The sequence below is a fragment of the Ruegeria sp. AK11 genome (assembly GCF_056541095.1).
This window is the reverse complement of sequence record NZ_JBQFXU010000001.1, coordinates 230,559-255,088: the sequence shown is the minus strand read 5'-3', so window position 1 is coordinate 255,088 and position 24,530 is coordinate 230,559. Positions and strand designations below refer to the sequence as shown.

Sequence of the window (24,530 nt, the reverse complement as noted above, 5' to 3'; positions counted from 1 at the left end):
CATAAACTTGATGCAGATCAGAGTGGGCAGTTCCAATCGCTGCAACACCAAGGTCATCAACAGAACCAAAGGCAAGACAATGACCAAGAAACTCGCCGCATTGACCCTTTCCACCGCGTTGGTGGCTCTGGCTGCTCCTGCGTTTGCCCAATCTCAGGGGGATTGGACGCTCGGCATCGGTGTGGGGTACCTGGACCCGAAATCCAACAACGGAACACTGGCCGGCCTGAGCGCCGATATCGACTCGGATACGCGCCCGATCTTCACCGCCGAGTATTTCATCCAGGACAACCTGGGGATCGAGCTGCTGGCCGCGACCCCGTTCAAACATAACGTCACCTTGGGCGGAAGCGTGGACGCTGGCAGCGTCAAGCATCTGCCGCCCACCTTGTCGCTGAACTATCACTTCCCGACCAATAGCGCCTGGAAGCCCTATGTCGGTGCCGGTCTGAACTATACCATCTTCTTTGACGAGCAATCTGCCCTTGGCAACCTCAAGGTCGATGATTCCTTCGGCGTTTCGCTGCAAGCCGGTCTCGACTACATGATCACCGACAAAGGTGCGGTCCGTCTGAATGTACGCTGGTTCGACATCGACTCGGACGTCACGCTGAACGGAGCCGATATTGGCACTGCGAACATCGACCCTTGGCTGGTCGGTATATCCTACGTTCATCGCTTCTGATCCTTTGATCGAAACGCCCCGCTGTAACCTCGTCTGCGGGGCGTCTTCATTCAGCGCATTTCGTTCATCATTTCCCGGCCGATCAGCATCCGTCGAATCTCGCTGGTGCCTGCGCCGATCTCCATCAGCTTGGCGTCCCGGAAGATCCGGCTAACCGGTGCGTCAGACAGAAACCCTGCCCCGCCCAGCGCCTGAACCGCCTGATGCGCCTGAACCATCGCCTGTTCGGATGCGTAAAGACAGCACGCCGCTGCATCCTGCCGGGTGACGTCCCCACGATCACAGGCCTTAGCCACCTCATAGACATAGGCCCGCGCCGAGTTCATCGCGGTATACATGTCGGCAATCTTGCCCTGCATCAGTTGGAAGCTGCCAATCGGTTTGCCGAATTGCTTGCGCTCGGCCAGATACGGCATCACCTCATCCAGACAGGCGGCCATGATGCCGGTGCCGATCCCGGCCAGAACCACGCGCTCATAATCCAGACCTGACATGAGCACGGCTACGCCCTTGCCCTCTTCTCCCAACACGTTCTCGAACGGCACTTCGACATCTTCAAAGATCAGTTCAGCCGTGTTCGACCCGCGCATCCCCAGCTTGTCGAAATGGGGCGAGGTCGAAAAACCCTTCATCTCTTTTTCAATCAGAAATGCGGTAATGCCTTTTGATCCGGCATCGGGGTCCGTCTTGGCATAAACCACCAGTGTATCCGCGTCCGGCCCGTTTGTGATCCAGTACTTGTTGCCGTTCAGGCGGTAATGGTCGTTGCGTTTTTCCGCCCGCAGCTTCATCGACACCACGTCCGAACCTGCGGAAGGTTCCGACATTGCCAGCGCGCCTACATGTTCGCCCGAGACCAGGCGCGGCAGGTATTTCTGTTTTTGCTCTTTCGTACCGTTCAGCTTGATCTGGTTCACACACAGATTGGAATGCGCCCCATAAGACAGCGAAACCGAGGCCGAGGCGCGCGCGACCTCTTCGACAGCAATTGTATGCGCCAAATAGGACATGCCCGCACCGCCGTATTCTTCTGGCACGGTGACACCCAAAAGACCAAGCTCTCCCATTTCTTTCCACAGTTCATTCGGAAAGCTGTTCTTGGCATCAATCTCAGCCGCCATCGGCTTGACGCGCTCCTGCGCCCACCGATGTACCATCTCGCGCAGGGCGTTCACATCCTCACCCAGATCAAACTTCATCGTGGCCATGAACATCTGTGTCCTCCCTCCGCATTAATGAACAAGTGTTCAATAAATCTCTAACAGCGAATCTGTCTCCGGTCAATCTTTGTGAAAGCCTGGACCAAAACACAAAACGCCGCCCGGACCGGGCGGCGCTCTCAAGGGTCGAGCGTGCGCTGAAAGCGCACTCTGTTTGGCTAGGATTGATAAACTGCGCCCACTTCGGCTCGGATGATGCGCGCGATCACTCGGCAATCCTCCAGCGAAAAGGTCAGCGGCACACGCATATCCATGATGCCTGCCAGAACACGGTCACTTTCCGGCATCCGTTCGCTTTCGAAATATCTCCAGCTGTCATAGCGCGACGTGAACCCTGTTGGCTCAGCCCCGCCAAACCATTTGATCTCGACCCCACGCGCGGCGCAGCGGCTGATAACGTCCGCTATCCGCTCAGGCGACCAATCCAAAAGCAGGAACTGGATCGAAGACCCGACATAGGTTTCCTCTTCGGGTCGCTCGACTATCGTCAGGCCCGGAGTGCCGCGCAGCCCGGTCTCGATCTCGCGATAGCGCTCGTTCCACCGTTTCACCTGCCGGTCCAGATCCCGCAACTGAGGGCGCAGGATGGCGGCACGCAAATTGTCCATGCGACCGGACACATTGGGTGTGGTGTACTTTATCCGCTCGAACACTTCAGGTCCCGGCGCCGCCAGATGGCGTTCATACAGCATGTATGAGCCCGACAGCATTGTAGCCTTGGCCGCCAGTTCCGCGTCATCAGTAACCAGCAAACCGCCCTCGCCCGAGTTTACGTGCTTATAGGTCTGGCAGGAATAACACCCGACCGCGCCCTGCCGTCCCGACAACTGACCGCGCCAAGCCGCGCCCATCGTGTGTGCGCAATCCTCGATCACGATAACGCCTGCCGCGTCACACATCTGCATCAGACGATCCATGTCGCACAGATGCCCGCGCATATGGCTGAGCATCAGGACACGGGCCTGATCCAGTTTGCCCTCAAGATCCTCCAGATCGATGGTCAGGTTTTCGGAGACGCCGACAAAGATCGCACGCGCCCCGACCGAGGCAATTGATCCCGGCACCGGGGCCAGAGTGAACGCGTTGGTCAGAACCGGGTCGCCCGGCTGCACACCGACGGCCCGCAACGCGGTGGCAAGCGCATACCCGCCAGAGGAAACCGCCAGGCAATACTTGGACCCCATCTGTGCAGCAAATTCCTGCTCTAGCAGGGCCGTTTCCCCCAACTCACCGGGGACCACGTTATAGCGATGCAGCCGCCCGTGACGCAGAACAGCCAGCGCTGCCTCGATAGCGTCGTCTGGAAGGGGTTCCTGCTGTGTGAAATTACCAGTGAATGTTTCCGTCATGGTCTTTTTCTGGATCTCCGACAGGTTCCGGTCAAGGTTTCAGGCTGCCGCACCGATCAGATCAGGCACAAGATCAGGCAAGTCGTCAAAGTGATGCAGCAGGGCTTCGGGCTCCAGCGCTGCCATGTCCTCTCCTGACGGTCCGAAAGTCACCAAAACCGATGGGACCCCTGCCGCTCGGGCGGTATTGCGGTCGGTATCCGAGTCTCCGATCAGCACGCACCAAGCCGGATCCCCCCCGGCCCGTCGCGCAGCCTCGCGCAGAGGGGCCGGGTCCGGCTTGCGCACTGGCAGCGTATCCGCCCCGACCAACGAGGCAAAACGATCCCGCACTCCCATGCGTGTCAGTAACAATTCGGCCAGATGTTCCGGCTTGTTGGTGCAAATGCCGACACCGTAGCCCGCGTTACTCAGCATCTCGACGGCCTGCAACGCTCCCGGATAGAAACTTGTGTGGGTGTCGATATCCTGCGCATAAGCCTCAAGCAGAACCGGGTAATAGGCCTGAACGGTGTCCTCATCGTAAGCTCCGACGCGTTTCAGCCCTTGGGTTAACATCATGCGACCGCCACGCAGCGCGATGCCTGCATCCTGCCCATGAACCAGGACATCACCATACCCCATTTCGCGAAAACAATGGTTCGCCGCTGTCAGCAAATCGCCCGATGTATCCGCCAATGTGCCGTCCAGATCGAAGATGACGGTCCGCATGTTGCCTCCTGTTTCGGCAGGTTTTCGCCGTGTCCTGTTTCAATCGGCAATCTTGTTTGATGGCCGAACAGCTTGCGCCTTTGCCCTCAGCGGATAAAACGGTCGGCAACAAAACACAAAGAGAAAACGATTTCATGACCATTGCCCTTGTCATCCTTGCCGCCGGAAAAGGCACCAGGATGAATTCGGATCTTCCCAAAGTCCTGCATCCCATCGCTCAGGCTCCGATGCTTGTTCACGCGATGCGCGCCGGGTCTGTCCTGTCGCCCGAACGTACGGTGATCGTTACCGGCCACGGGTTCGAGGCTGTAGCAAAGGTTGCTCAGGACGAAGACGAAGATGCCCGGATAGCCGTTCAGGAAGAACAGTTGGGTACGGCCCATGCGGTCGGTCAGGCCAGGACAGCACTGGAAGGGTTCGACGGTGATATCGTGGTTCTTTTCGGCGACACCCCGTTTTTACAACCCGACACGCTGGAACGGATGGTCGAGGCTCGATCCCAAAATGACCTGGTCATCCTTGGGTTCGATGCGGCTGATCCGGCCCGCTATGGCCGGTTGGTCATGAATGGCGACACGTTGGAACGCATTGTCGAATTCAAAGACGCATCAGATGAAGAGCGCGCCATAACATTTTGCAACTCGGGCCTTTTAGCTTGTAATGCCCAGTTGCTTTTTTCGCTGATTGACGCCGTTGAAAACAACAATGCCTCAGGTGAATACTACCTGACAGACGTAGTTGAGATCGCCCGCAACCGCGGTCTGAACGTAACCGCCGTCGCCTGTGACGAGGCCCAGACGCTGGGCGTGAACTCACGCGCTGATCTGGCCGCCGCCGACGCGGTGTTTCAGGCGCGCGCGCGGGCAGAACTGCTGGATATGGGTGTCACATTGATGGCACCGGATACGGTATACTTGTCCGCAGACACTGTGATTGGGCGTGACACAGTAATCGAACCCAACGTGGTCTTCGGCCCCGGAGTGACCGTCGAAAGCGGTGCAACCATCCGGGCCTTTTCCCATCTGGAAGGGTGCCATGTCAGTCGCGGCGCCATTGTCGGCCCCTACGCGCGGCTGCGCCCCGGTGCGGAACTGGCCGAAAACACGCGGGTTGGCAATTTCGTCGAGATCAAGAATGCAGAAATCGCCGAAGGCGCGAAGGTCAACCACCTCAGCTATATCGGGGACGCATCAGTGGGTGCTGCGACGAATATCGGCGCGGGAACAATCACCTGCAACTATGATGGCGTGATGAAGCACAAAACCACCATTGGTGCGAATGTCTTTATCGGCTCCAACACCATGCTCGTGGCCCCAGTCACTGTGGGCGATGGCGCAATGACAGCGACAGGCACCGTGGTGACCAAAGACGTAGCGCCCGAGGCGTTGGCCGTGGCGCGCGCCAAGCAGGAAAACAAACCCGGCTACGCGCGAAAACTGTTTGATATGTTGAAGGCGAAGAAGGCTCGCCGCGATAACGAGGCCTGAGATATGTGTGGAATTGTAGGTGTCTTGGGCCAGCATGAAGCGGCCCCTATTCTGGTAGAAGCCCTGAAACGGCTGGAATATCGCGGCTATGACAGCGCCGGGATTGCAACCGTTAATGACGGTGTCCTGGGTCGTCGGCGTGCGGTCGGCAAACTGGTCAACCTCAGCGATCTGTTGGTGCATGATCCGCTGCCCGGTAAATCCGGCATTGGTCACACCCGATGGGCCACACATGGTGCGCCTTCCGTCAACAACGCGCATCCCCACAAGGCGGGCCCGGTGGCCGTGGTTCACAACGGAATTGTCGAAAACTACCGCGACCTGAGGGCCGAACTGGCCAAACACGGTGTCGCCTTCAAAACCGAAACCGACACGGAAACCGTCGCGCTGATGACGGAACATCACCTCAACACAGGCATGTCCCCGGTCGAGGCCGCCTTCAAGACCATCGACAAGTTGGAAGGTGCTTTCGCCCTTGCGTTCCTGTTCGATGGTGAGGACGACCTGATTATAGCCGCCCGCAAAGGATCACCCCTGGCCATCGGCCACGGGGATGGTGAGATGTATGTGGGTTCGGACGCCATTGCCCTTGCGCCACTGACCAACCAGATCACTTATCTTGAGGAAGGTGATCGCGCGGTTCTGACCCGAACATCACTGGAAATCCGCAACGAGGCCGGTGAACTGGCCAACCGGGAAAAGCGCAAGATCAAGCTGGATCATGCGCGCGCCGACAAGGGCGAACATAAACATTTCATGGCCAAGGAAATCGCTGAACAACCTATCGTTGTGGCCGAGGCCATCCGATCCTACCTGCCCACAGGCGGTGATCGAGTGGTGTTCCCCAACGCCGAGCTGGATTTCAGCAAGCTGGACCGCCTGACCATGGTCGCCTGCGGCACCGCGTTTTACGCCTGCCTGACCGCGAAATACTGGTTCGAACAACTGGCCAAGATGCCGGTCGAGGTCGATATCGCCAGCGAGTTTCGCTATCGCGAACCTCCGATCACGGGTCGCACACTGGCGCTGTTTGTCAGCCAGTCAGGAGAAACCGCGGACACCCTGGCCGCGCTGCGCTATTGCGAGGGCAAGGCGGACAAGATCGTTTCTGTCGTCAATGTCCCTGAAAGTTCGATTGCTCGGGAAAGCGATATCGCCCTGCCGATCCATGCTGGCGTTGAAATCGGTGTGGCTTCGACCAAGGCCTTCACCTGTCAACTAAGTGTTCTACTGATGCTGGCGCTCAAGGCAGCGGCCGACCGCGGCACTCTGACCGATGAGGAAATCGCCGATCACACCGCTGCGCTGCGTGGGTTACCGACCGTGCTGAACACGGCACTGGATCAGAACCGGGCGATCCGCAAAGCAGCCCAACGCCTGTCCGAAGCGCGCGACGTTCTGTTCCTGGGCCGTGGCCTGATGTATCCTCTGGCAATGGAAGGGGCGCTGAAGCTCAAGGAAATCAGCTATATACACGCCGAAGGGTATGCATCGGGCGAGTTGAAACACGGACCCATCGCCCTGATCGACAAGCATATGCCTGTTGTCGTCATGGCACCCCGTGACACAGTGTTCGACAAGACCGTGTCAAACATGCAGGAAGTGATGGCGCGCAAAGGCAAAGTGATCCTAGTGTCTGATGATGATGGAATTGACGAGGCCGGAGACGGAGTCTGGAGCACGATCCGGATGCCACATATTCACACCAGTCTTGCGCCGATCCTCTATTCGGTTCCCGCACAGTTGCTGGCCTACCACACGGCGGTGGCCAAGGGCACGGATGTGGATCAGCCGCGCAATTTGGCAAAGTCGGTAACGGTGGAGTGAATTATGGCCAAGCAGTTTCCCCGGCTTGATGACGCGCATCAAAAGTTCATCGAAGATCAGCATATGTTCTTCGTCGGCACCGCCGGGTCCGAGGGAAAGGTCAATATCTCACCCAAAGGTATGGACTCGCTGCGGGTGGTCGGACCAAACCGCATCGTCTGGATGAACCTGACCGGCAGCGGCAACGAAACTGCGGGGCATCTTTTGCAGGTCAACAGGATGACACTGATGTGGTGCGCCTTCACCACGCGCCCACTGATCCTGCGCACATATGGAACGGCCCGCACTCTGCACGTCGGAGATGAGGGCTGGGCCGAACTGGCCAATCTCTTCCCCAACCACCGCAGCGCCCGGCAGATCTACGACCAGACGATTGAAATGGTTCAGACCTCTTGCGGGTATGCAGTGCCGTTCATGGAATTCCAGTCCGACCGCGACACGATGCAGAAGTGGGTCGATGGCAAGACGGACGGCGACATCCGGTCTTATTGGGCCGAAAAAAACAGCCAGACGATTGACGGCAAGCCAACAGGCGTTCCGGTCTGACCCCAATGCTGACCCCTTTTCTTGATCAGATCAAAGCCCATGCCGACCCGGAACGTGCGGGTCAGATGGCCAGTTATCACAAGGCGGATCGCGTCTATCTGGGTGTCGCCAATCCGGTTCTCAACGATCTGACCAAAGCATGGCGGCAAGAGCTGGATGTGAACAAACGCGTCGCGCTGGCCCAGGCGCTGTGGCAAACCGATATCCACGAAGGGCGCCTTGCCGCGGCCAAGCTTCTAACCCAGGCCCGTATCAGGCCCGACGATCAGGTTTGGGACCTACTTCAAAGCTGGCTACCGGATTTTGACGCCTGGGCCGTCGCCGATCATGCCTGCATGGCGATGCAAAAACGACTGATGGCCAACCCCGAGAGGCTGAATGCCATCGAACAGTGGACACAGTCCGATCACATGTGGACCCGGCGCGCGGCTCTTGTAGCAACCCTGCCCTGGACCAAACAGAACCACCCCAAGCCCGAAGACCTGCAACGCCGCGACCGTATCCTCGGCTGGGCCGCCGGATATGTCCCTGACCGCGACTGGTTCATTCAGAAATCAATTGCCTGGTGGCTGCGTGAACTGTCCAAACACGACCCCGAACGTGTGATCGCGTTTATGGACAGACATGGCGATGCCATGAAACCGTTCGCCCGCCGCGAAGCAGCCAAATACCTGAAAAGTCAGTCGGCATAGACCGCGACTTCGACCAGTTCGTCTAATGGCACCAGAAGGGCCCGCATGGCATCCAGCGACAAGCGGCTGCCGCTACTTTCCGGGCCTGCGGCAGGAACCAGGGTGATATAGGCCTGCGCGCCGGTTCTGGGCACAACAACCCGCGCCGTTACCTCGCTATCGACCAGCGGCGTCTGCATCCAGCGCCCTGGTGTGGTCGGATCACCAAGCCCGGCAATGGTTGTTTTGGCCCCGACCCAACTGGGGCGTGCCGCAACAGGCTCGGGCTGAAGAACTTCCTCAGCGACAACTGGCGCAGTTTCGACATCCGATACGGCCACAGCCGCCTCGTCCCCCGACCCGAACACACGTTCCGTCGTTGCCCGGACAGTGTCGCACCCGGTCAAAACAACGCATAGAAAAACAAATGCCTTTTTCATGCCCGGAAACTACAACCCCATGCGGGTGTGATCCAGTGCAAAGCGCAGTTCGCACTTGTCGCAGGCAGGTTACAGCTTTACCTATGTCGCATGTCTGCTCCGCTCATCGACCCGTTTGCCCGCGCTATCACGTATCTCCGCGTCTCCGTCACGGACCGCTGTGATTTTCGTTGCGTCTACTGCATGTCCGAAAACATGACCTTTCTGCCCAAGAAAGACCTTCTTACGCTGGAAGAGCTGGATCGCATGTGCTCGGCCTTTGTAAGAATGGGCGTCGAGAAACTGCGCATTACCGGCGGTGAGCCTTTGGTTCGTCGTGATATCATGACCTTCTTCAACGCCATGACCCGCCACTTGGACAGCGGTGCGTTGAAAGAGCTGACGCTGACGACAAACGGTTCGCAGTTGCATCGCTTTTCCGAAGATCTTTATGCCGCCGGTGTGCGCCGCGTGAATGTTTCCCTGGATACGCTGGATGACGACAAATTTGCAAAAGTCACGCGTTGGGGCCGCCTCAAACAGGTACTGAACGGCATCGACGCGGCGCAAAAGGCAGGGCTGCGGATCAAGATCAACGCTGTTGCACTCAAGGGATTCAACGAACCCGAACTGCCCAAGATCACCGAATGGTGCGCCGAGCGTGATATGGACCTGACCTGGATCGAGGTCATGCCGATGGGCGATATCGGCAACGAGGATCGACTGGATCAGTACTGGTCGCTCAAGGATGTGCGCAAAGAGTACGAAAACCATTACTCGATCACGGATCTGGCTGAACGCACTGGCGGTCCGGCCCGCTATATCAGGCTGGAAGAAACCGGTCAGAAGATCGGCTTCATCACGCCCCTGTCTCACAATTTCTGCGAAAGCTGCAACCGCGTGCGCCTGACCTGCACCGGTGAACTCTATATGTGTCTGGGGCAGGAGGACATGGCGGATCTGCGCGGCGCATTGCGGGATTACCCCGACACCGAACAGCCGCTTGAAGATGCCATCCGCGCGGCGATCAACCTGAAACCAAAAGGTCACGACTTCGACTATTCCCGCCAGTCAGTCGATGGCCGAATGAGCCGCCACATGAGCCATACAGGCGGCTGATACATGCCGGATCACAAAGACCGCCCCACAGCGCTGTACCATCTGTACTGCGCCCTGATCTCTCTGGCCGCACCTCTGGTCTGGAGAACCGTCCGAAAGAAACTTGAGGCTGCCGGTGTACCAGCCAATCGCCAACAGGAGCGTCTTGGCCATGCCAGTATGCCCCGCCCCGCAGGGCAGTTGATCTGGTTCCACGCCGCCAGTGTCGGCGAAAGCCTGTCGGTCCTCACTCTGATCAATCGGCTGGCCGACCGCCTTCCCAAAACCGAGTTTCTGATCACCTCAGGCACGCCAACCTCAGCGGCCCTGATCGAAAAGCGCTTGCCGCCCCGCACCCGGCACCAGTACCCGCCGCTTGACACAGCCAACTCGGTCCAACGCTTTCTGGACCATTGGCAACCCGATGCCGGGATCTTCGTCGAAAGCGAGATCTGGCCGCGGCTGATTGTCGAAAGCGCAGGGCGCGACATTCCACTGGCTCTGCTGAATGCTCGATTGTCGGACAAATCTGTCGCCGGATGGAAGAAGCGCCCTAAAACGGCAAGGTTTATTCTGAATAAGTTTCGCCTGTTCCTGACGCAAAACGACAAAACAGCTGCCGACCTGATTGCCATGGGTGCCCCTGCCCAACGCGTGCAGCCCGGCACCAACCTCAAGGCCATGTCCGATCCTCTGCCTGTGGACCAGAACACGCTGGATGACATTCGCGCGCAATTAGCCGCCAGACCGGTCTGGATCGCCAGTTCCACCCATGCCGGAGAAGAAGACAGCGTTCTGGCAGCCCACAAAGCATTGTTGCAGCATTGGCCCGACCTTCTGCTGCTTCTGATCCCACGCCACCCCGAACGACGCGGTGAGGTTGCAGAACTTCTGAACAACGCGGGGCTCAAGGCGTCCTTCCGGTCAAAAAACGCACCGATCACAGATACGACGCAGGTGTATGTTGCCGACACACTGGGCGAAACCGGAACCTGGTACGCGCTTTGCCCGATCGTTTTCCTTGGGGGGTCACTGAAAGAAATTGGCGGACACAACCCATTTGAACCGGCACAGGTCGGGGCCGCCGTGATCACCGGCCCGGGGTATTTCAACTTTGCAGAAACCTTTGCCCCGCTGATCGACGCCAAGGGCGCTGTCGAGGTCCAGACATCCGCTGACCTCTCTGAGGCCGTTTCACATTGGTTGTCGGACCAGAATGCCCTTCAAGCGGCCCGAAGGGCTGCACAATCCTGCGTCAATACGCAATCGACCGCCTTGGATGCCGTCGTCGAAACCCTCTGCACGGTGCTTGATCTGCAAGCAGAGGATCCCGCTTCATCTGGCTAGAAATATCCCGGGGGTGTGGGGGCAGAGCCCCCACCCTCTCCATCAGGCAGCTGGCATCCGCTGTTCGACAATCTCCGCCCACCAGCTGCATCCGGCCGGAATGGCTTCGTCGTTGAAATTGTATTCCGGGTGATGAACCATTGCGGTGTCACCGTTGCCCACAAGAATATAAGCGCCTGGGCGTTCCTCCAGCATGAAGGCAAAATCTTCGCCCCCCATGACCAAAGGTGCCTCGTCGCAATCACCGGACACCGACCGGGCCACGTCCGCCGCAAACTCTGTTTGCTCGTCGCTGTTCACCATCACCGGATATCCACGAATGTAGGTCACGTCAGCGGTGCCGCCAAACGTGGCCGCAACACCGTTGCAAATCTCGTTGATCCGCTTTTCAGCCAGATCCCGCATGCCCTTGCTCATGGTGCGCACCGTGCCTTTGATCTGCACGGTCTGAGGGATCACATTGAATGCCTTGGATGACGTCTCGAACGATGTCACTGACACCACAACCTGATCAATCGGGTCGGCATTGCGCGAAGAAATCGTTTGCAACGTAAGGACAGCCTGCGCTGCCAGAACTGTGGTATCCACGGTCTCATGCGGTTTGGCCGCATGTCCGCCGCGACCCTCAAAGGTGATGTCGAACTGATCGGTTGCCGCAAAGAACGACCCCGGTCGGATTGCGAACTTGCCGACAGGCTGTCCCGGCCAGTTATGCATGCCGTAGACTTCCTGAATGTTCCAGCGGTCCATCATGCCGTCTTCGCACATTTCGCGCCCCCCGCCGCCCCCTTCTTCAGCAGGTTGGAAGATCACGACAACGGTGCCGTCAAAGTTGCGGGTTTCCGACAGGTACTTTGCCGCCCCCAGCAACATCGCGGTGTGCCCGTCATGACCACAGGCATGCATCGCACCCGGCGTTTTCGAGGCATAGTCCAACCCCGTCGCCTCATGTATCGGCAATGCATCCATATCTGCGCGCAGGCCGATCACCTTTCCCTTACTGTCCGACTTGCCTTTGATCACCCCCACAACGCCGGTACGTCCGATACCGGTTACAACCTCATCGCATCCGAACTCCTTCAGCTTCTCGGCCACCTTCGCGCTGGTGCGGTGGGTCTCAAACAGGATCTCTGGATTTTCGTGAAGATCCCTTCGCCATTCCGTGATTTCATTCTGCAATTCGGCAAAGCGGTTCTTGACTGGCATGTCTTTTCTCTCTCCTGATTCAGGTCACGCCGCCGGCATCCGGCGCTCGACCATTTCCGCAAACCACGAGCACCCAATGGGGATGATCTCGTCATTGAAATTGTATTCGGGGTGGTGCAGTCCGGCACTGTCACCGTTGCCCAAGACGATGAATGCCCCGGGCCTCTCTTCCAGCATGAACGAGAAATCCTCGCCCCCCATCACCATCGGCGCTTCAATGCAACTGCCCCCAACCGACACCGCAGCCTCTGCTGCATATCCCGTCTGGGCTTCGGCATTGATCGTCACTGGAACACCCCGCGAATAAGTGACGTTCACAGACCCGCCAAATGTTGCAGCGGTCCCTTCCGAGACTTCCTTCAGCCGTTGTTCGATCAGGTCGCGCAACTCGTTGGAATGGGTCCGAACGGTGCCGCGTATCCGCGCTGATTGCGGGATCACGTTGAACGCTTTCGAGGACGTCTCAACCGAGGTCACAGACAGCACGGCCTGCAAAATCGGGTCCGCGTTGCGCGACACAATCGTCTGCAACGCCACGATCAGTTGCGACAGCATAACCGTTGTATCAATCGTCTGATGAGGTTTTGCCGCGTGGCCGCCGCGCCCTTCAAGATGGATGTCAAACTCGTCCGCCGCTGCCAGCAACGGGCCCGAACGAATGGCAAACTGCCCGGTAGGAACACCCGGCACATTGTGCATCGCATAGACTTCCTGAATGCCGAACCGATCCATCAGACCGTCCTTGCACATGGCCTCGGCACCATTCCCACCCTCTTCGGCAGGCTGAAAGATCACGATTGCCGTGCCATCAAAGTTGCGGGTTTCCGCCAGATACTTGGCGGCCCCCAAAACCATCGCCGTATGGCCGTCATGACCGCAGGCATGCATCGCATTCGGTATTTCCGAGGCATAGTCCAACCCGGTCTGTTCCTGCATCGGCAGGGCATCCATATCGGCCCGCAAGCCAATCACGCGGCCCCGCGTGTCGCTTTTGCCGCGAATGACGCCGACGACTCCGGTACGACCGATGCCGGTCACGACCTCGTCGCAACCAAACTCGTTCAGCTTTTCCGCAACCAGCGCGCTGGTGCGGTGGGTGTCGTACAGAATTTCCGGGTGTTGGTGAATGTCACGCCGCCAACCGGTGATCTCATAATGCATCTCTGCGAGACGGTTCTTGATCGGCATGTCATTCTCCCTGTTTCATGCGACGGGCAATCGTCGTTCCACAAGCTCGGCAAACCAGCTGCAACCGGCGGGGATCGCGTCGTCGTCAAAGTTGTATTGCGGGTGGTGGCACATGGCCGTGTCCCCGTTCCCGATAAAGATGTACGCGCCGGGGCGTTCTTCAAGCATATAGGCAAAATCTTCGGACGGCATGATCGGGTCCGTGCTGTCGTTGACCTTGCCCGCAACCGCAGCTGCCGCCTCGGCTGCATAGCCTGTTTCGGCCTCGGAATTCACTGTCACCGGGTATCCCGGTGTCCAGATAACCTCCGCCTTCGCGCCAAAGGCCGAGGCCGTATCCTCGGCGATCCGGCGCACGCGTTCTTCGGCGATTGTGCGATACTCGGGGTCAAGTGTCCGCACGGTTCCCTGCAAACGAACCGTATGAGCGATCACGTTCGACGCTACGCTGTCCGTCACAAACGTCCCAACGGTGAGGACAACTCGCTTGATCGGGTCAACGGTCCGGGACACAACCGATTGCAAGGCAACAACGATGTGCGAGGCCACCAGCGTTGTATCCACCGCCTCATGCGGTGCAGCGGCGTGTCCGCCCTTGCCAGTGACGGTGATTTCAAACTCATCGGACGAGGCCAGCAACGCACCGGGTCGAATTGCGAACTCTCCCACCGGAAGACCGGGCATATTGTGCATGCCATAGACCTCGTGAATGCCCCAGCGGTCCATCAACCCGTCCTGACACATGGCCAGACCGCCGGCCCCGCCTTCCTCGGCAGGCTGAAAGATCAGAACTACGGTGCCATCGAAATTGCGCGTTTCGGAAAGGTACTGCGCGGCCCCAAGCAGCATCGAAGTATGCCCGTCATGTCCACAGGCGTGCATCTTGCCCGACACGGTCGAGGCATAGTCCAGCCCTGTCGCCTCTTCAATCGGAAGCGCGTCCATGTCTGCACGCAGGCCGATGACGCGCCCCTGCGTATCCGTGCGCCCTTTGATCACCCCGACAACGCCCGTTTTGCCAACGCCCGGAGTGATCTCGTCCACTCCGAATTCTTTCAGACGGGCAGCGACAAACGCCGCAGTTTCATGGACGTCATACATCAACTCCGGATGGGCGTGCAGGTGGCGACGCCATTCGGTGATCTCGCCATGCATTTCCGCAAGTCTGTTTTTCACGGGCATCTCAAGACCTTTCTCTCAACCGCTGGCACCGTATTACACCGGGCTAGACGCATAGTTTTTCAACCAATCGCTGCATGAATTTATGACCGGCTTCGAATTGTTCAATCGTAATGAACTCATTCGGCTGATGGGCCTGTGCTATGTCTCCGGGTCCGCATATCACGGCAGAATACCCGGCCTCCTGAAATTGGCCTGCCTCGGTCCCGTAACTGACCACATGGCTTGCGTTGTCTCCGGTCAGGGCGCGCACCAGAGCTTCGGCTTCACCATCCTCTTCCGGGATCAACCCCGGAATCGCGAAGTTTTCAGTCAGTTCGATGCGGGTATCCGGGTGAACGGCCTGCATCTGAGCCTCAATGTGCCGAACCTGTTCGAAATAGGCATCGCGCCATTGGGCCTGCGTTTCATCGGGCACAGTCCGGAAATCCATCATGAACCGGCAGTCTTTGGCGGTAATGTTATGGGCTGTTCCGCCTTCAATCATACCGACGTGGCAGGTTGTCCAGGGTGGATCGAACACGGCAGCAACGGTACTGGGTTGCGCCGCCATGTTTCGCGCGTTCTGTTGGTTGGCCCAGTCGATCAACGGGGCCGCCGCCATGATGGCGTTGACGCCTGTGTGCATGATCGAGCTGTGAACTTCGAACCCGACCATATGGGTGTCAAAGCCGAACCCACCCTTGTGACCCGTCACCGCCTGCATCATCGATGGTTCGCCCACAACCACCGCCGAGCCTTTGGGAAGAACGCCCTGCATCGCCTCGATCATCGGCGGCGCCCCGGTACACCCGACTTCCTCATCAAAACTCAGCGCAAGTTGGAGCGGTCGTTTCACACGTGCGTAATGCGCCTCGACCAGCGCCCAGATGGCAAGCGCATCAAATCCCTTCATGTCACAGGTGCCGCGCCCGAAATATTTGCCGTCCTCCTCGGTCACGGTGAAGGGGTCGGTGTCCCAGGGTTGCCCGTCAACCGGTACGACATCCGTGTGCCCGGACAGCACAACTGCGCCTTCTTCCAAAGGGCCAACATGCGCAAAGATCGCCGCCTTATGCGGCTGATCCGGATCAGGCCAGCGGTGCGACGTGATCCCATGGCTTTGCAGGTATTCGTCCACCCAGTCGACCAACGGCAGGTTGGTGTCACGACTCACGGTTGGGAATGAGATCAGCTTGGTCATGATCTCAAGCGGCGTCAGGCGCTTGGCCATCGTGTCAGTACCCACTGTCTGTGGTCAGGATAAAGTGACCCGGTTCAACCTCTTGATATTGCGAGGGTTCCGGTTTGTAGTCGACAGGGTGGATCGGTGACGGGATCGGTTTGAAGTTCAGGTCTTTTTCAGTCTTTCGCTTGTTTGGGTCAGCATTTGGAACTGCCTTCATCAACGCCTGCGTATAGGGGTGTTGCGGGTTTTCAAACACACGTGCACGCGGGCCCAGTTCCACAATGCGGCCCAGATACATAACGCCGACATAGTGGCTGACACGTTCAACCACGGCCATGTCATGACTGATGAACAGATAGGACAGCCCCAGATCGGACTGCAGCTCCATCATCAGGTTCAGAACCTGCGCCTGAACCGACACGTCGAGGGCCGAGACCGCCTCATCCGCGATGATCAGCTTGGGGTTCAGGGCCAGTGCGCGGGCAATCGCGATCCGCTGACGCTGTCCCCCGGACATTTCATGCGGGAAACGACGCATGAAGCTGCGCGGCAGCTGCACCTTGTCGAACAATTGCGCGACGCGGTCCTGCAATTCGGATCCCGACGCCACGCCATAGTTGCGCATCGGCTCGGCAACCTGATCGACCAGCTGCATCTGTGGGTTCAGCGAGGCGAACGGGTCCTGAAAGATCATCTGCATGTCCAGCCGCGCCTTGCGCAGGCCGGACGGGTCCAGCTTCATGATATCGACACCGTCCAGATTGACCTCGCCCGCCATCGGCTCGACCAGCCGCAGGATCGAACGCCCGGCCGAGGACTTTCCGCACCCGGATTCGCCCACAAGGCTGAGTGTCTGACCTTTGTTCAGTGTGAATGACACATCCTCGACCGCATGAACGTTCGAGATCGTGCGCCGCAGAAGACCACCTTTGACAGGAAACCGCGTGGTCAGGTTCTTTACCGTCAACAAAACTTCTTCGGTTCCGGGGATGGGTGCAATTTTCTGCCCCTCGACACCCAGCAACTTCATCGGTTCGGGTGCCGACTTGCCCTGCATTTCACCCAACTTCGGCACTGCGGCCAAAAGCGCCTTGGTGTAATCATGCTGCGGGTTTTCAAAGATTTCCCTGACGGTCCCCTCTTCGACCTTGTTGCCGCGATACATGACGACAACACGGTCAGCCATCTGCGCAACAACCGCCATGTCATGGGTGATGAACATTACCGCCGTACCGGTTTCGCGCTTGAGGCGATCCATCAGGGCCAGGATCTCGGCCTGAATAGTCACGTCTAGCGCCGTGGTGGGTTCATCCGCGATCAGCAAGCGGGGTTCGCAGGCCATCGCCATTGCGATGACGACACGTTGGCGCATCCCGCCCGACAGCTCATGCGGGTACTGTTTCAAACGACGCTCAGGCTCGGGGATACGAACCTGGCGCAACAACTCAAGCGCCCGGTCCTCGGCCTGTGACTTCGACATCTGCTTGTGGATGCGCAGACCTTCGGTCAACTGGCGACCAACGGTAAAAACTGGGTTCAGCGCCGTCATCGGCTCCTGAAAAATCATCCCGATCTCGTTGCCGCGAATCTGTTTCATCAGATCCGGATCGGCTTTGGACAGGTCCATCTCGCCCCCATCGCGGCGATCAAACAGAAGTTCACCACCCGCGATTTCACCCCCACCGAACTCGACCAGCCGCATCAGCGACAGCGACGAAACCGATTTTCCAGACCCCGATTCGCCAACGATACAAACGGTTTCACCCGGTTTGACCTCGAACGAGACATCCTCAACACCGACAACGGGGCCATCCTTCGTCTGAAACTCCACCCGCAGTTTTTTAATCTGTGCAATAGGCTGATCCAGCACGCGCGCGCTCCCTTGACGACGGTATTCTTTTTCTGAATTCCGAACGCTAAGGCGGGCCGCCGGGAAAAGTCAAACCCATTACACATTTTCGCGACGGCACTACTTGCATTTTTCTCAGGTTCTGTTTCGATACGCCATGTAACCGACCTGGGGAGGCGGCGCAGACCGAAATCGTTAGCGCTATTATCTTTTTTGATCAGAACCTTACCTTGGGGCGGCAACGCCAAACCCGCAGGCCTTGCGGAGATAATCGAGACACGAACGTGTCCAACTTGGGAGTAACTTATGAAAATCAAAACCCTTTTGCTTGGTGCGATTGCAAGCACGGCGATGGCCCCTGTGGCTATGGCCGAGCGTGGATCGGACGGCAATGTCAGCATCATTTACTGGCAGGCTCCGTCGATCCTGAACCCGTACCTGTCCTCGGGCACCAAAGATATCGAATCGGCTTCGTTGGTGATTGAGCCGCTCGGTCGCTATGACCAAGACGGGAACCTTGTAGCCTATCTCGCCGAGGATATCCCGACCGTGGAAAACGGTGGTGTTTCGTCGGATCTGAAATCGATCACGTGGAAACTGAAATCCGGTTTGGTCTGGTCCGATGGATCGCCCGTGACGTCGGCCGACGTGAAATTCACCGCCGACTATTGCATGCATCCGGAAGGTGGTTGCGCCCAGCTTGCCAAGTTTGAAGGCGTCGAAAGCGTCGAGGCAATCGACGATCTGACCATCAAGGTCAACTTTGCCGAACCAAAGCCGAACCCCTATGGCCCATTCATGGGTGGCCAGTCGCCAATTATCCAGATGGCCCAGTTTCAGAACTGCATGGGCTCCAAGGCGCCCGAATGTACAGATCAGAACTTTGGCCCGATCGGAACCGGCCCGTTTGTGGTGGACGAATTCAAGCCAAACGACGTGATCACCATGTCGGCCAACCCGAACTATCGTGACCCGAACAAGCCCGCTTTTGCCACGCTGACCTTCAAAGGTGGCGGTGATGCGACAGCGGCTGGCCGTGCTGTGATGGAAACCGGCGAATTCGACTATGCGTGGAACCTGCAACTGGCGCCCGAAGTCATCGAGCAAATGAAAGAAGGCGGCAAGGGTACTCCGATCGCGGCGTTCGGGACCTTGGTTGAACGGATCGAAATGAACATGACGGATCCGTCCCCCAGCCTGCCTGAAGGTGAACGTTCAACCGCAAAACATCCGCACCCGGCCTTGTCGGAACTGGCGGTTCGCAAGGCACTGTCGATGGCAATCGACCGTGATCTGCTGGTTGAGATTGGCTACGGCCAAGCCGGTCGCCCGACCTGCAACCTGGTACCGGCCCCGGCATTGTACGCAAGCGACAACACCGAATGTCTGACACAGGACATCGACGGCGCGAACCAGATGCTGGAAGAAGCCGGTTGGGTGAAAGGTGCTGACGGTGTCCGCGCCAAGGATGGTGTAAGACTGTCGCTGGTCTATCAAACCTCGACCAACGCCGTTCGTCAGGACTTCCAGGCGCTGATCAAGGAATGGTGGAGCCAGATCGGTGTCGAAACCGAGCTGCGCAACATCAACGCGTCGGTCTTCTTTGGTGGTGACCCGGGCAGCCCGGACACGTTCCAGCGTTTCTATGCAGACGTTGAAATGTACGCCAACAACTTCGATGGCACCGATCCGGAAAGCTATCTTGCGCAGCACACCTGCGACAAAGCACCCAAACCGGAAAGCCAGTGGCAGGGCGAGAACATCAACCGCTATTGTGATGCCGAGTACGACAAGTTGGTGGCCGAACTGGGCCGCACTGGCGAGCTTGAAAAGCGTGGCGAAATTGCCCGTAAACTCAACGATATGCTGACCAAGGACAGCTATGTCGTGGTTCCGCTGGTTGATCGTGGACGGGTCTCTGCACATTCCAACACATTGGGTGGCGTGATCCTGAACACTTGGGACAGCGAGCTTTGGAACGTTGCGGACTGGTACCGCAAGACCGGGTCCTAAGCGTTAAACCTGCCAAGCCGCGCCCCGATCTTCGGGGCGCGGTCATTTGCAGGCCGCTCCAACAAGAAGACGCATCAACAAAGGCGCCTTTGAATGCTCAACTTTACAATCAGACGACTGGTGTTGGCCGTGCCCACACTGCTGTTCATCAGCCTCGTCATCTTCCTGCTGCTCGAGCTTGCCCCTGGCGACCCGATGGCACAGGTTCCACTCACCGTTCCCCCGGAAGTCAAAGAGAAGATGCGCGAGGCGCTTGGCCTCGGCCAGCCGATGCATATCCGGTTCTGGAAATGGATCGTGCAGTTCTTCTGGATAGAACCACAGGTATTGGTCGACTCTGTATTCGGTACAACCTTCTCCGAAGGCGACCTGCGCGTGATTTCATGGCAGACCCGCTCGCCGGTCATGGACATAGTTGTTCAGCGTATCCCGCAGACCTTGTGGGTTGTCGGCACCGCCTATGTGGTCGCCATCCTGATCGCGCTGCCCATCGGCATCTACTCGGCTTACCGCCAATATTCCTGGTTCGACCAGATGGGTACCTTCGTGTCAATGGTCGGCTTCTCGGTCCCGCCGTTTTTCTCGGGCGTGCTGGTAATCGTGATCTTTTCGGTTCAGTTGGGCTGGTTCCCGTCGATCTATGACACCACGCTGGTGGTCAACAGCTGGGACAGTTTTGTTGTGCAGCTCAAACAGATGATCATGCCGGTCATGGTTCTGGCCTTGCAGATCACCGCGCAGCTCAGCCGGTTCATGCGCGCGTCCATGCTGGATAACCTCAATCAGGATTACGTTCGCACCGCCCGCGCCAAGGGTCTCAGCGAATATACCGTGGTCATGGTTCACGTCCTGCGAAACTCGATGATCCCGGTGGTCACCGTGATCGCGCTGGGTATTCCGTCCATCTTTGGTGGCGCCATCATCACCGAGCAGGTGTTCAAGGTGAACGGAATCGGGCAGTTGCTGATCGGCGCGATTCAGGCCAATGATCTGCCGATGGTGCAAACCCTGACCTTTATTTTCGCCGTACTGATCGTGTTGTTCAACCTGATCGCTGACGTACTTTATGGCATTCTGGACCCGAGGATTCGATATGACTGATCATGATCGTACCGATACGCTGGTCCCGGACGAAGGACTTGCACCAGCTTCAACCGCCTTGCCGACAGCCGACGTGATGGAAGAACTGGCCACCCCTCCCCGCAGCCAATGGCGCGATGTTTGGGATCAGTTCAAGACCCACAAAGGCGCAATGGTCGGGGCGATCCTGTTTATCATCATCGTTGCCGGTGTCTATCTGGGCCCGTATCTGTGGAGCATTGATCCAACCCAGATCGATATCCGGTCGCGCAATCAGGGGCCCAGTTGGGCGCATCCCTTTGGCACCGACCAATTGGGTCGCGACATTCTTGCGCGCATGATGTCGGGTGGTCAAACCTCAGTCTCGGTTGGCATAACCGCGATGTTGCTGGCGCTGTTCCTGGGTTCGTTCATCGGCGTTCTGGCAGGATTCTTCAGACGGCTCGATGGGCCGCTGATGCGCCTGACCGATCTGTTTCTTGCCCTGCCCTTGCTGCCGTTGTTGCTGGTTATGATGCTTCTGTTCCGCGAGCCTCTGTCAGCGGCTTTTGGGCTGGAGCGCGGGATTTTCATCCTGATCGTCTGCGCCATCGGCATCACCTCATGGATGCCGACTGCACGGATCGTGCGCGGTGACGTGCTGGCCATCAAGGAACGTGAATTCGTTTTGGCCGCACGCTCCATCGGCACCAGCAACAGTCAGATCATCACGCGGCATATTCTGCCGAACGTTCTGTCACCAATCATGGTGTCGGCAACACTGGGGATTGCCACGGCGATCATCACCGAAAGCGCGCTGTCCTTCCTTGGGTTGGGCTTCCCGCCCGACTTCCCGACATGGGGCCGCCTGTTGTTTGATGGTGTCGACTATCTTCAGCAATACCCCGAGCGTGTATTCTGGCCCGGTCTGGCAATCTCGCTGACAGTGCTGAGCGTCAACTATCTGGGCGATGGTCTGCGCGACGCGCTGGATCCCCGCATTCGCGGACGCTGAAAAAAGTTCAGTCGGCGCGCTTCAGCGCGCCGGCCAACAGCACGATGAGAACGGCCAATGGCAACAGCACGGCAAACGCCAGACGCAGGCCGAACAGTTCCGCCAAAAATCCGATCAGCGGCGGCCCAATCAACAGCCCGCCATATCCCAGCGTAGCTACACTCGCGATGGCTTGCCCCGGCGGCACATGCGGATCGCTGGCTGCACGGCTGAACGCCAGCGGCATGATCACCGCATACCCTATACCCATCAGCGCAAACCCCGCCAATGCGGGCAAGGGCACGACCGAAGAAACCACAACGAAAACGCCCAGTGCCGCGCAGATCCCGCCAAACCGAGCCGTGGCGGCAGGACCAAACCAAGTGATGACAACAGCACCTGCAAGTCGAAACGCAACCATCGCCACGGAAAACACGGCATAGCCCAATGCGGCAACACTTTCGGGCGCACCGGACACGTCTCGCAGGAAAATCGCGCTCCAGTCTGCGACGGCGCCTTCACCCAATGCACCACACATGGCGGCGAATCCGACCAGTATCAGCGCGCCCGAGGGCAAAGCAAAAACCGAGCTTTGCGGCCGATCGGACCGTTTCGACGTCCAGCGCACCCACGACAAGGCCAGCGCGAAGGCGACAACCGCGCCACCCGCCACTAGGAAGTGCACCAGAACCGTCAGCCCCATCTGAACAGCCACATATCCGCTGAGCGCGCCAAGACCGGCCCCAAGGCTCCACATGGCGTGGAATGATGACATTACGGGTTTGTCATAAGCCTGCTCGACTTCGGCGGCCCAGGCATTCATTGCCACATCCATCGATCCGTGGAACGCGCCGAAAACAAACAAACAAAACGCCAGCGCCCAAAACCCGCCAGCCACAGCAAGCAGAACCAGCGACAGCGTGTACAGAACGGCCACAATCCGGGTAATCGCAACAGCGCCATTCCGATCCGTCAACCGCCCTGTGACCGGAAAGGAACAGACGGCCCCGGCCGCCATGAACAACAACCCGTACCCCAACGCGTCATGAGACAAATCCAACCGGTCGCGCACGGCCGGAATGCGCGAGGCCCAGATGCCAAACAAGGCCCCGTTCAGGATGAACATGGCCGCAACTGCCCGCCATGCCGAGAAAACACCAATCAACAGAGAACCTCGTGCTGTCTGCCCGCCCCACCCGTTCTACAGGTTGGGCGCAAATTGGCAATTGCAGCTTACCCCAGGCGTTTGCGGATGCGCCGAACGGCGAACCATACGCCCGCCACTACCGGGATCGTCGCCGCCGCCGTCAGCGTTCCCTTGCTTATACCGGTGGCCGTCAACGGATACAGAAGATAGCCAACCAGTGAGACCGCATAATAACTGATGGCCACCACAGAAAGCCCCTCGACCGTGTGTTGCAAGCGCAAGGCAAGATCGGCCCGACGATCCATACTTTCCAACAGGGCCTGATTTTGTGCACTCCGCTCGACGTCCACCCTTGTGCGCAGCAACTCACCCGCACGGATCGCCCGGTCAGACAGCGCCTGCAGGCGGCGTTCGGTTGATTTCACGGTACGGATCGCAGGGTCATAACGGCGCATCATGAAATCGGCAAAGCTTTGGCCGCCTTCGAACCTTTCCTCGCGCAGGACATCGATCCGCTGGTTCACCAGCGCCTCGTAAGCGCCGGTTGCCCCAAATCGGAACGAACTGCGGGCCGATATGGTCTCGAGCTCGGTCGATATGGCCAGCAATTGAGGCAACAGCGCATCTGGTGGGGTGGTGTCATCCGTCATTTCAACCATCAGCTTCGCCAGCTGGGCATCCAGTTCCTCGATCCGGGGGGCCAATTGTTTGACGCGGGCAAAGCCAAGCATCGACATCGCCTTGTATGTCTCGATCTCGCACAGCCGCTGGATGATACGCCCTGTGCGGCGCGTGCCCGTGCCTTCGGTCACGAACAAAGCAAAACGCATGTGACCAGCCGGGTCGATACGGAAATCACTGGCGCAAATTGCCGAAGCATCCAACACCCGCGACACCGCCAGACTTTCAGGTTCGAACCAATCAGCCAGAGCGACCTTTACAGCCGCATCTTCCGGGCGCGGCACCACCCGCATCAGCAGCGAGGTGATCCTCTGGCCCGGGCTGGCCATCAGCCAATCCGGGGGAAAAACTTCGAAATCAGCCGGGTTGAAGGGACGGCCGCTGACGTTCGGCACAATCGCCGTATACGTGACAAACTCAGTGTGCTGCTCCCATTTCAGCCAATGGCGTCCTATCTGCCCGGCATAATGCGTGGCCCCCGGCTGCGGATGTTGCGCCCCATGTCGGTCAAGCAGATCGATCAGATGGGCAATATCCTGACTGCGGTCCCGAGCGACGGCTGCTTCAGGCTTCTTGATCGCAAGAAAGGCGACCGTGCACGGCGTATCGGCGGCCGGAAACGGGCGGGCATGAAGTTCATTTGCCAGCGCATAGCGCAGCGGGTGATCATCGATTGGCGTCATTCC

Annotated in this window: 21 protein-coding genes; 10 read left to right on the top strand and 11 right to left on the bottom strand. The window is 58.4% G+C overall.

The genetic code is table 11. The features are described from left to right. Positions 1 to 79: 79 nt before the first annotated feature. Complete coding sequence (locus ACR0D9_RS01275; protein WP_209504463.1) at positions 80 to 685, top strand: OmpW/AlkL family protein; 606 nt, start codon at positions 80 to 82, stop codon at positions 683 to 685. 50 nt (positions 686 to 735) lie between these two features. Here ACR0D9_RS01275 and ACR0D9_RS01270 read toward each other — a convergent pair whose 3' ends face one another. From ACR0D9_RS01270 to ACR0D9_RS01260, 3 genes are all read right to left on the bottom strand, one after another. Further along, entirely contained in the window at positions 736 to 1,899 is a 1,164-nt protein-coding gene (locus tag ACR0D9_RS01270) for an isovaleryl-CoA dehydrogenase (RefSeq protein WP_480537446.1), read from the bottom strand. Positions 1,900 to 2,063: 164 nt separating this feature from the next. Further along, positions 2,064 to 3,254 (bottom strand): DegT/DnrJ/EryC1/StrS family aminotransferase, encoded by a 1,191-nt coding sequence (locus ACR0D9_RS01265; RefSeq protein WP_480486225.1) that lies wholly within the window; start codon positions 3,252 to 3,254, stop codon positions 2,064 to 2,066. A gap of 39 nt (positions 3,255 to 3,293) precedes the next feature. Further along, positions 3,294 to 3,965, bottom strand: a complete 672-nt coding sequence (locus ACR0D9_RS01260) for an HAD-IA family hydrolase (protein WP_480486227.1) — start codon at positions 3,963 to 3,965, stop codon at positions 3,294 to 3,296. Between the two features lie 134 nt (positions 3,966 to 4,099). On the opposite strand from ACR0D9_RS01260, the gene glmU reads away from it, so the two are divergent. From glmU to ACR0D9_RS01240, 4 genes are read left to right on the top strand one after another with little or no spacing between them, the layout of a single operon-like run. After that, positions 4,100 to 5,452, top strand: coding sequence for a bifunctional UDP-N-acetylglucosamine diphosphorylase/glucosamine-1-phosphate N-acetyltransferase GlmU (gene glmU, locus ACR0D9_RS01255; RefSeq protein WP_480537445.1), 1,353 nt, complete (start codon positions 4,100 to 4,102; stop codon positions 5,450 to 5,452). Positions 5,453 to 5,455: 3 nt separating this feature from the next. Beyond that, on the top strand, positions 5,456 to 7,279 hold the full coding sequence (gene glmS, locus ACR0D9_RS01250; RefSeq protein ID WP_480486231.1) for a glutamine--fructose-6-phosphate transaminase (isomerizing): 1,824 nt from the start codon (positions 5,456 to 5,458) through the stop codon (positions 7,277 to 7,279). Positions 7,280 to 7,282: 3 nt separating this feature from the next. Beyond that, a complete protein-coding gene (locus tag ACR0D9_RS01245) occupies positions 7,283 to 7,825 on the top strand; it encodes a pyridoxamine 5'-phosphate oxidase family protein (RefSeq protein ID WP_209597707.1) in 543 nt (180 codons plus the stop codon). A 5-nt stretch (positions 7,826 to 7,830) separates the two neighbouring features. Continuing rightward, positions 7,831 to 8,517: a DNA alkylation repair protein gene (locus tag ACR0D9_RS01240; RefSeq protein WP_480486234.1), complete on the top strand. Its 687-nt coding sequence runs from the start codon at positions 7,831 to 7,833 to the stop codon at positions 8,515 to 8,517. Here the strand turns inward: ACR0D9_RS01240 and ACR0D9_RS01235 are convergent. Then, on the bottom strand, positions 8,505 to 8,936 hold the full coding sequence (locus tag ACR0D9_RS01235; protein ID WP_209597710.1) for a hypothetical protein: 432 nt from the start codon (positions 8,934 to 8,936) through the stop codon (positions 8,505 to 8,507). The genes ACR0D9_RS01240 and ACR0D9_RS01235 overlap by 13 nt on opposite strands. 90 nt (positions 8,937 to 9,026) lie before the next feature. On the opposite strand from ACR0D9_RS01235, the gene moaA reads away from it, so the two are divergent. Together moaA and ACR0D9_RS01225 are read left to right on the top strand one after the other, a co-directional pair. Continuing rightward, positions 9,027 to 10,034 (top strand): GTP 3',8-cyclase MoaA, encoded by a 1,008-nt coding sequence (gene moaA, locus ACR0D9_RS01230; protein WP_480486236.1) that lies wholly within the window; start codon positions 9,027 to 9,029, stop codon positions 10,032 to 10,034. 3 nt (positions 10,035 to 10,037) lie between these two features. Continuing rightward, complete coding sequence (locus tag ACR0D9_RS01225; RefSeq protein ID WP_480486238.1) at positions 10,038 to 11,360, top strand: 3-deoxy-D-manno-octulosonic acid transferase; 1,323 nt, start codon at positions 10,038 to 10,040, stop codon at positions 11,358 to 11,360. A gap of 42 nt (positions 11,361 to 11,402) precedes the next feature. Here the strand turns inward: ACR0D9_RS01225 and ACR0D9_RS01220 are convergent, their stop codons facing one another. The 5 genes from ACR0D9_RS01220 to ACR0D9_RS01200 are packed head-to-tail and all read right to left on the bottom strand — an operon-like array spanning position 11,403 to position 17,971. Continuing rightward, the gene (locus ACR0D9_RS01220) at positions 11,403 to 12,566 is read right to left on the bottom strand and encodes a M20 aminoacylase family protein (protein ID WP_267362899.1); all 1,164 of its coding nucleotides are present in this window, start codon (positions 12,564 to 12,566) and stop codon (positions 11,403 to 11,405) included. A 24-nt stretch (positions 12,567 to 12,590) separates the two neighbouring features. Then, complete coding sequence (locus ACR0D9_RS01215) at positions 12,591 to 13,754, bottom strand: M20 aminoacylase family protein (RefSeq protein ID WP_480537444.1); 1,164 nt, start codon at positions 13,752 to 13,754, stop codon at positions 12,591 to 12,593. Positions 13,755 to 13,769: 15 nt separating this feature from the next. After that, complete coding sequence (locus tag ACR0D9_RS01210) at positions 13,770 to 14,936, bottom strand: M20 aminoacylase family protein (RefSeq protein ID WP_267362903.1); 1,167 nt, start codon at positions 14,934 to 14,936, stop codon at positions 13,770 to 13,772. A gap of 43 nt (positions 14,937 to 14,979) precedes the next feature. Beyond that, a complete protein-coding gene (gene argE / locus ACR0D9_RS01205; protein WP_480537443.1) occupies positions 14,980 to 16,146 on the bottom strand; it encodes an acetylornithine deacetylase in 1,167 nt (388 codons plus the stop codon). Positions 16,147 to 16,150: 4 nt separating this feature from the next. Beyond that, positions 16,151 to 17,971, bottom strand: a complete 1,821-nt coding sequence (locus tag ACR0D9_RS01200) for an ABC transporter ATP-binding protein (protein WP_480537442.1) — start codon at positions 17,969 to 17,971, stop codon at positions 16,151 to 16,153. 285 nt (positions 17,972 to 18,256) lie between these two features. Here ACR0D9_RS01200 and ACR0D9_RS01195 point away from each other — a divergent pair, with 285 nt between their 5' ends. The 3 genes from ACR0D9_RS01195 to ACR0D9_RS01185 all read left to right on the top strand — a co-directional run bounded on the left by ACR0D9_RS01195 (position 18,257) and on the right by ACR0D9_RS01185 (position 22,037). Further along, on the top strand, positions 18,257 to 19,963 hold the full coding sequence (locus ACR0D9_RS01195; protein WP_480486243.1) for a peptide ABC transporter substrate-binding protein: 1,707 nt from the start codon (positions 18,257 to 18,259) through the stop codon (positions 19,961 to 19,963). 93 nt (positions 19,964 to 20,056) lie between these two features. After that, positions 20,057 to 21,064: an ABC transporter permease gene (locus ACR0D9_RS01190; protein WP_209504480.1), complete on the top strand. Its 1,008-nt coding sequence runs from the start codon at positions 20,057 to 20,059 to the stop codon at positions 21,062 to 21,064. After that, complete coding sequence (locus tag ACR0D9_RS01185; protein ID WP_267366742.1) at positions 21,057 to 22,037, top strand: ABC transporter permease; 981 nt, start codon at positions 21,057 to 21,059, stop codon at positions 22,035 to 22,037. Before ACR0D9_RS01190 ends, ACR0D9_RS01185 begins: the two co-directional genes overlap by 8 nt. Before the next feature lie 7 nt (positions 22,038 to 22,044). Here ACR0D9_RS01185 and ACR0D9_RS01180 read toward each other — a convergent pair whose 3' ends face one another. Together ACR0D9_RS01180 and ACR0D9_RS01175 are read right to left on the bottom strand one after the other, a co-directional pair. After that, on the bottom strand, positions 22,045 to 23,181 hold the full coding sequence (locus ACR0D9_RS01180) for an MFS transporter (protein ID WP_480481808.1): 1,137 nt from the start codon (positions 23,179 to 23,181) through the stop codon (positions 22,045 to 22,047). 68 nt (positions 23,182 to 23,249) lie between these two features. Further along, on the bottom strand, positions 23,250 to 24,527 hold the full coding sequence (locus ACR0D9_RS01175; RefSeq protein ID WP_480537441.1) for a DUF3422 family protein: 1,278 nt from the start codon (positions 24,525 to 24,527) through the stop codon (positions 23,250 to 23,252). Positions 24,528 to 24,530 lie beyond the last annotated feature (3 nt).

Bases quoted from the DNA above. Each gene is read 5' to 3' on its own strand.
- ACR0D9_RS01235 (WP_209597710.1), bottom strand. From the start codon at position 8,936: ATGAAAAAGGCATTTGTTTTTCTATGCGTTGTTTTGACCGGGTGCGAC.
- ACR0D9_RS01185 (WP_267366742.1), top strand. From the start codon at position 21,057: ATGACTGATCATGATCGTACCGATACGCTGGTCCCGGACGAAGGACTT.
- ACR0D9_RS01175 (WP_480537441.1), bottom strand. From the start codon at position 24,527: ATGACGCCAATCGATGATCACCCGCTGCGCTATGCGCTGGCAAATGAA.
- ACR0D9_RS01275 (WP_209504463.1), top strand. From the start codon at position 80: ATGACCAAGAAACTCGCCGCATTGACCCTTTCCACCGCGTTGGTGGCT.
- ACR0D9_RS01220 (WP_267362899.1), bottom strand. From the start codon at position 12,566: ATGCCAGTCAAGAACCGCTTTGCCGAATTGCAGAATGAAATCACGGAA.
- glmU (WP_480537445.1), top strand. From the start codon at position 4,100: ATGACCATTGCCCTTGTCATCCTTGCCGCCGGAAAAGGCACCAGGATG.
- moaA (WP_480486236.1), top strand. From the start codon at position 9,027: ATGTCTGCTCCGCTCATCGACCCGTTTGCCCGCGCTATCACGTATCTC.
- ACR0D9_RS01225 (WP_480486238.1), top strand. From the start codon at position 10,038: ATGCCGGATCACAAAGACCGCCCCACAGCGCTGTACCATCTGTACTGC.
- ACR0D9_RS01210 (WP_267362903.1), bottom strand. From the start codon at position 14,936: ATGCCCGTGAAAAACAGACTTGCGGAAATGCATGGCGAGATCACCGAA.
- ACR0D9_RS01270 (WP_480537446.1), bottom strand. From the start codon at position 1,899: ATGTTCATGGCCACGATGAAGTTTGATCTGGGTGAGGATGTGAACGCC.
- ACR0D9_RS01245 (WP_209597707.1), top strand. From the start codon at position 7,283: ATGGCCAAGCAGTTTCCCCGGCTTGATGACGCGCATCAAAAGTTCATC.
- ACR0D9_RS01195 (WP_480486243.1), top strand. From the start codon at position 18,257: ATGAAAATCAAAACCCTTTTGCTTGGTGCGATTGCAAGCACGGCGATG.
- ACR0D9_RS01215 (WP_480537444.1), bottom strand. From the start codon at position 13,754: ATGCCGATCAAGAACCGTCTCGCAGAGATGCATTATGAGATCACCGGT.
- ACR0D9_RS01260 (WP_480486227.1), bottom strand. From the start codon at position 3,965: ATGCGGACCGTCATCTTCGATCTGGACGGCACATTGGCGGATACATCG.
- ACR0D9_RS01190 (WP_209504480.1), top strand. From the start codon at position 20,057: ATGCTCAACTTTACAATCAGACGACTGGTGTTGGCCGTGCCCACACTG.
- glmS (WP_480486231.1), top strand. From the start codon at position 5,456: ATGTGTGGAATTGTAGGTGTCTTGGGCCAGCATGAAGCGGCCCCTATT.
- ACR0D9_RS01265 (WP_480486225.1), bottom strand. From the start codon at position 3,254: ATGACGGAAACATTCACTGGTAATTTCACACAGCAGGAACCCCTTCCA.
- argE (WP_480537443.1), bottom strand. From the start codon at position 16,146: ATGGCCAAGCGCCTGACGCCGCTTGAGATCATGACCAAGCTGATCTCA.
- ACR0D9_RS01240 (WP_480486234.1), top strand. From the start codon at position 7,831: ATGCTGACCCCTTTTCTTGATCAGATCAAAGCCCATGCCGACCCGGAA.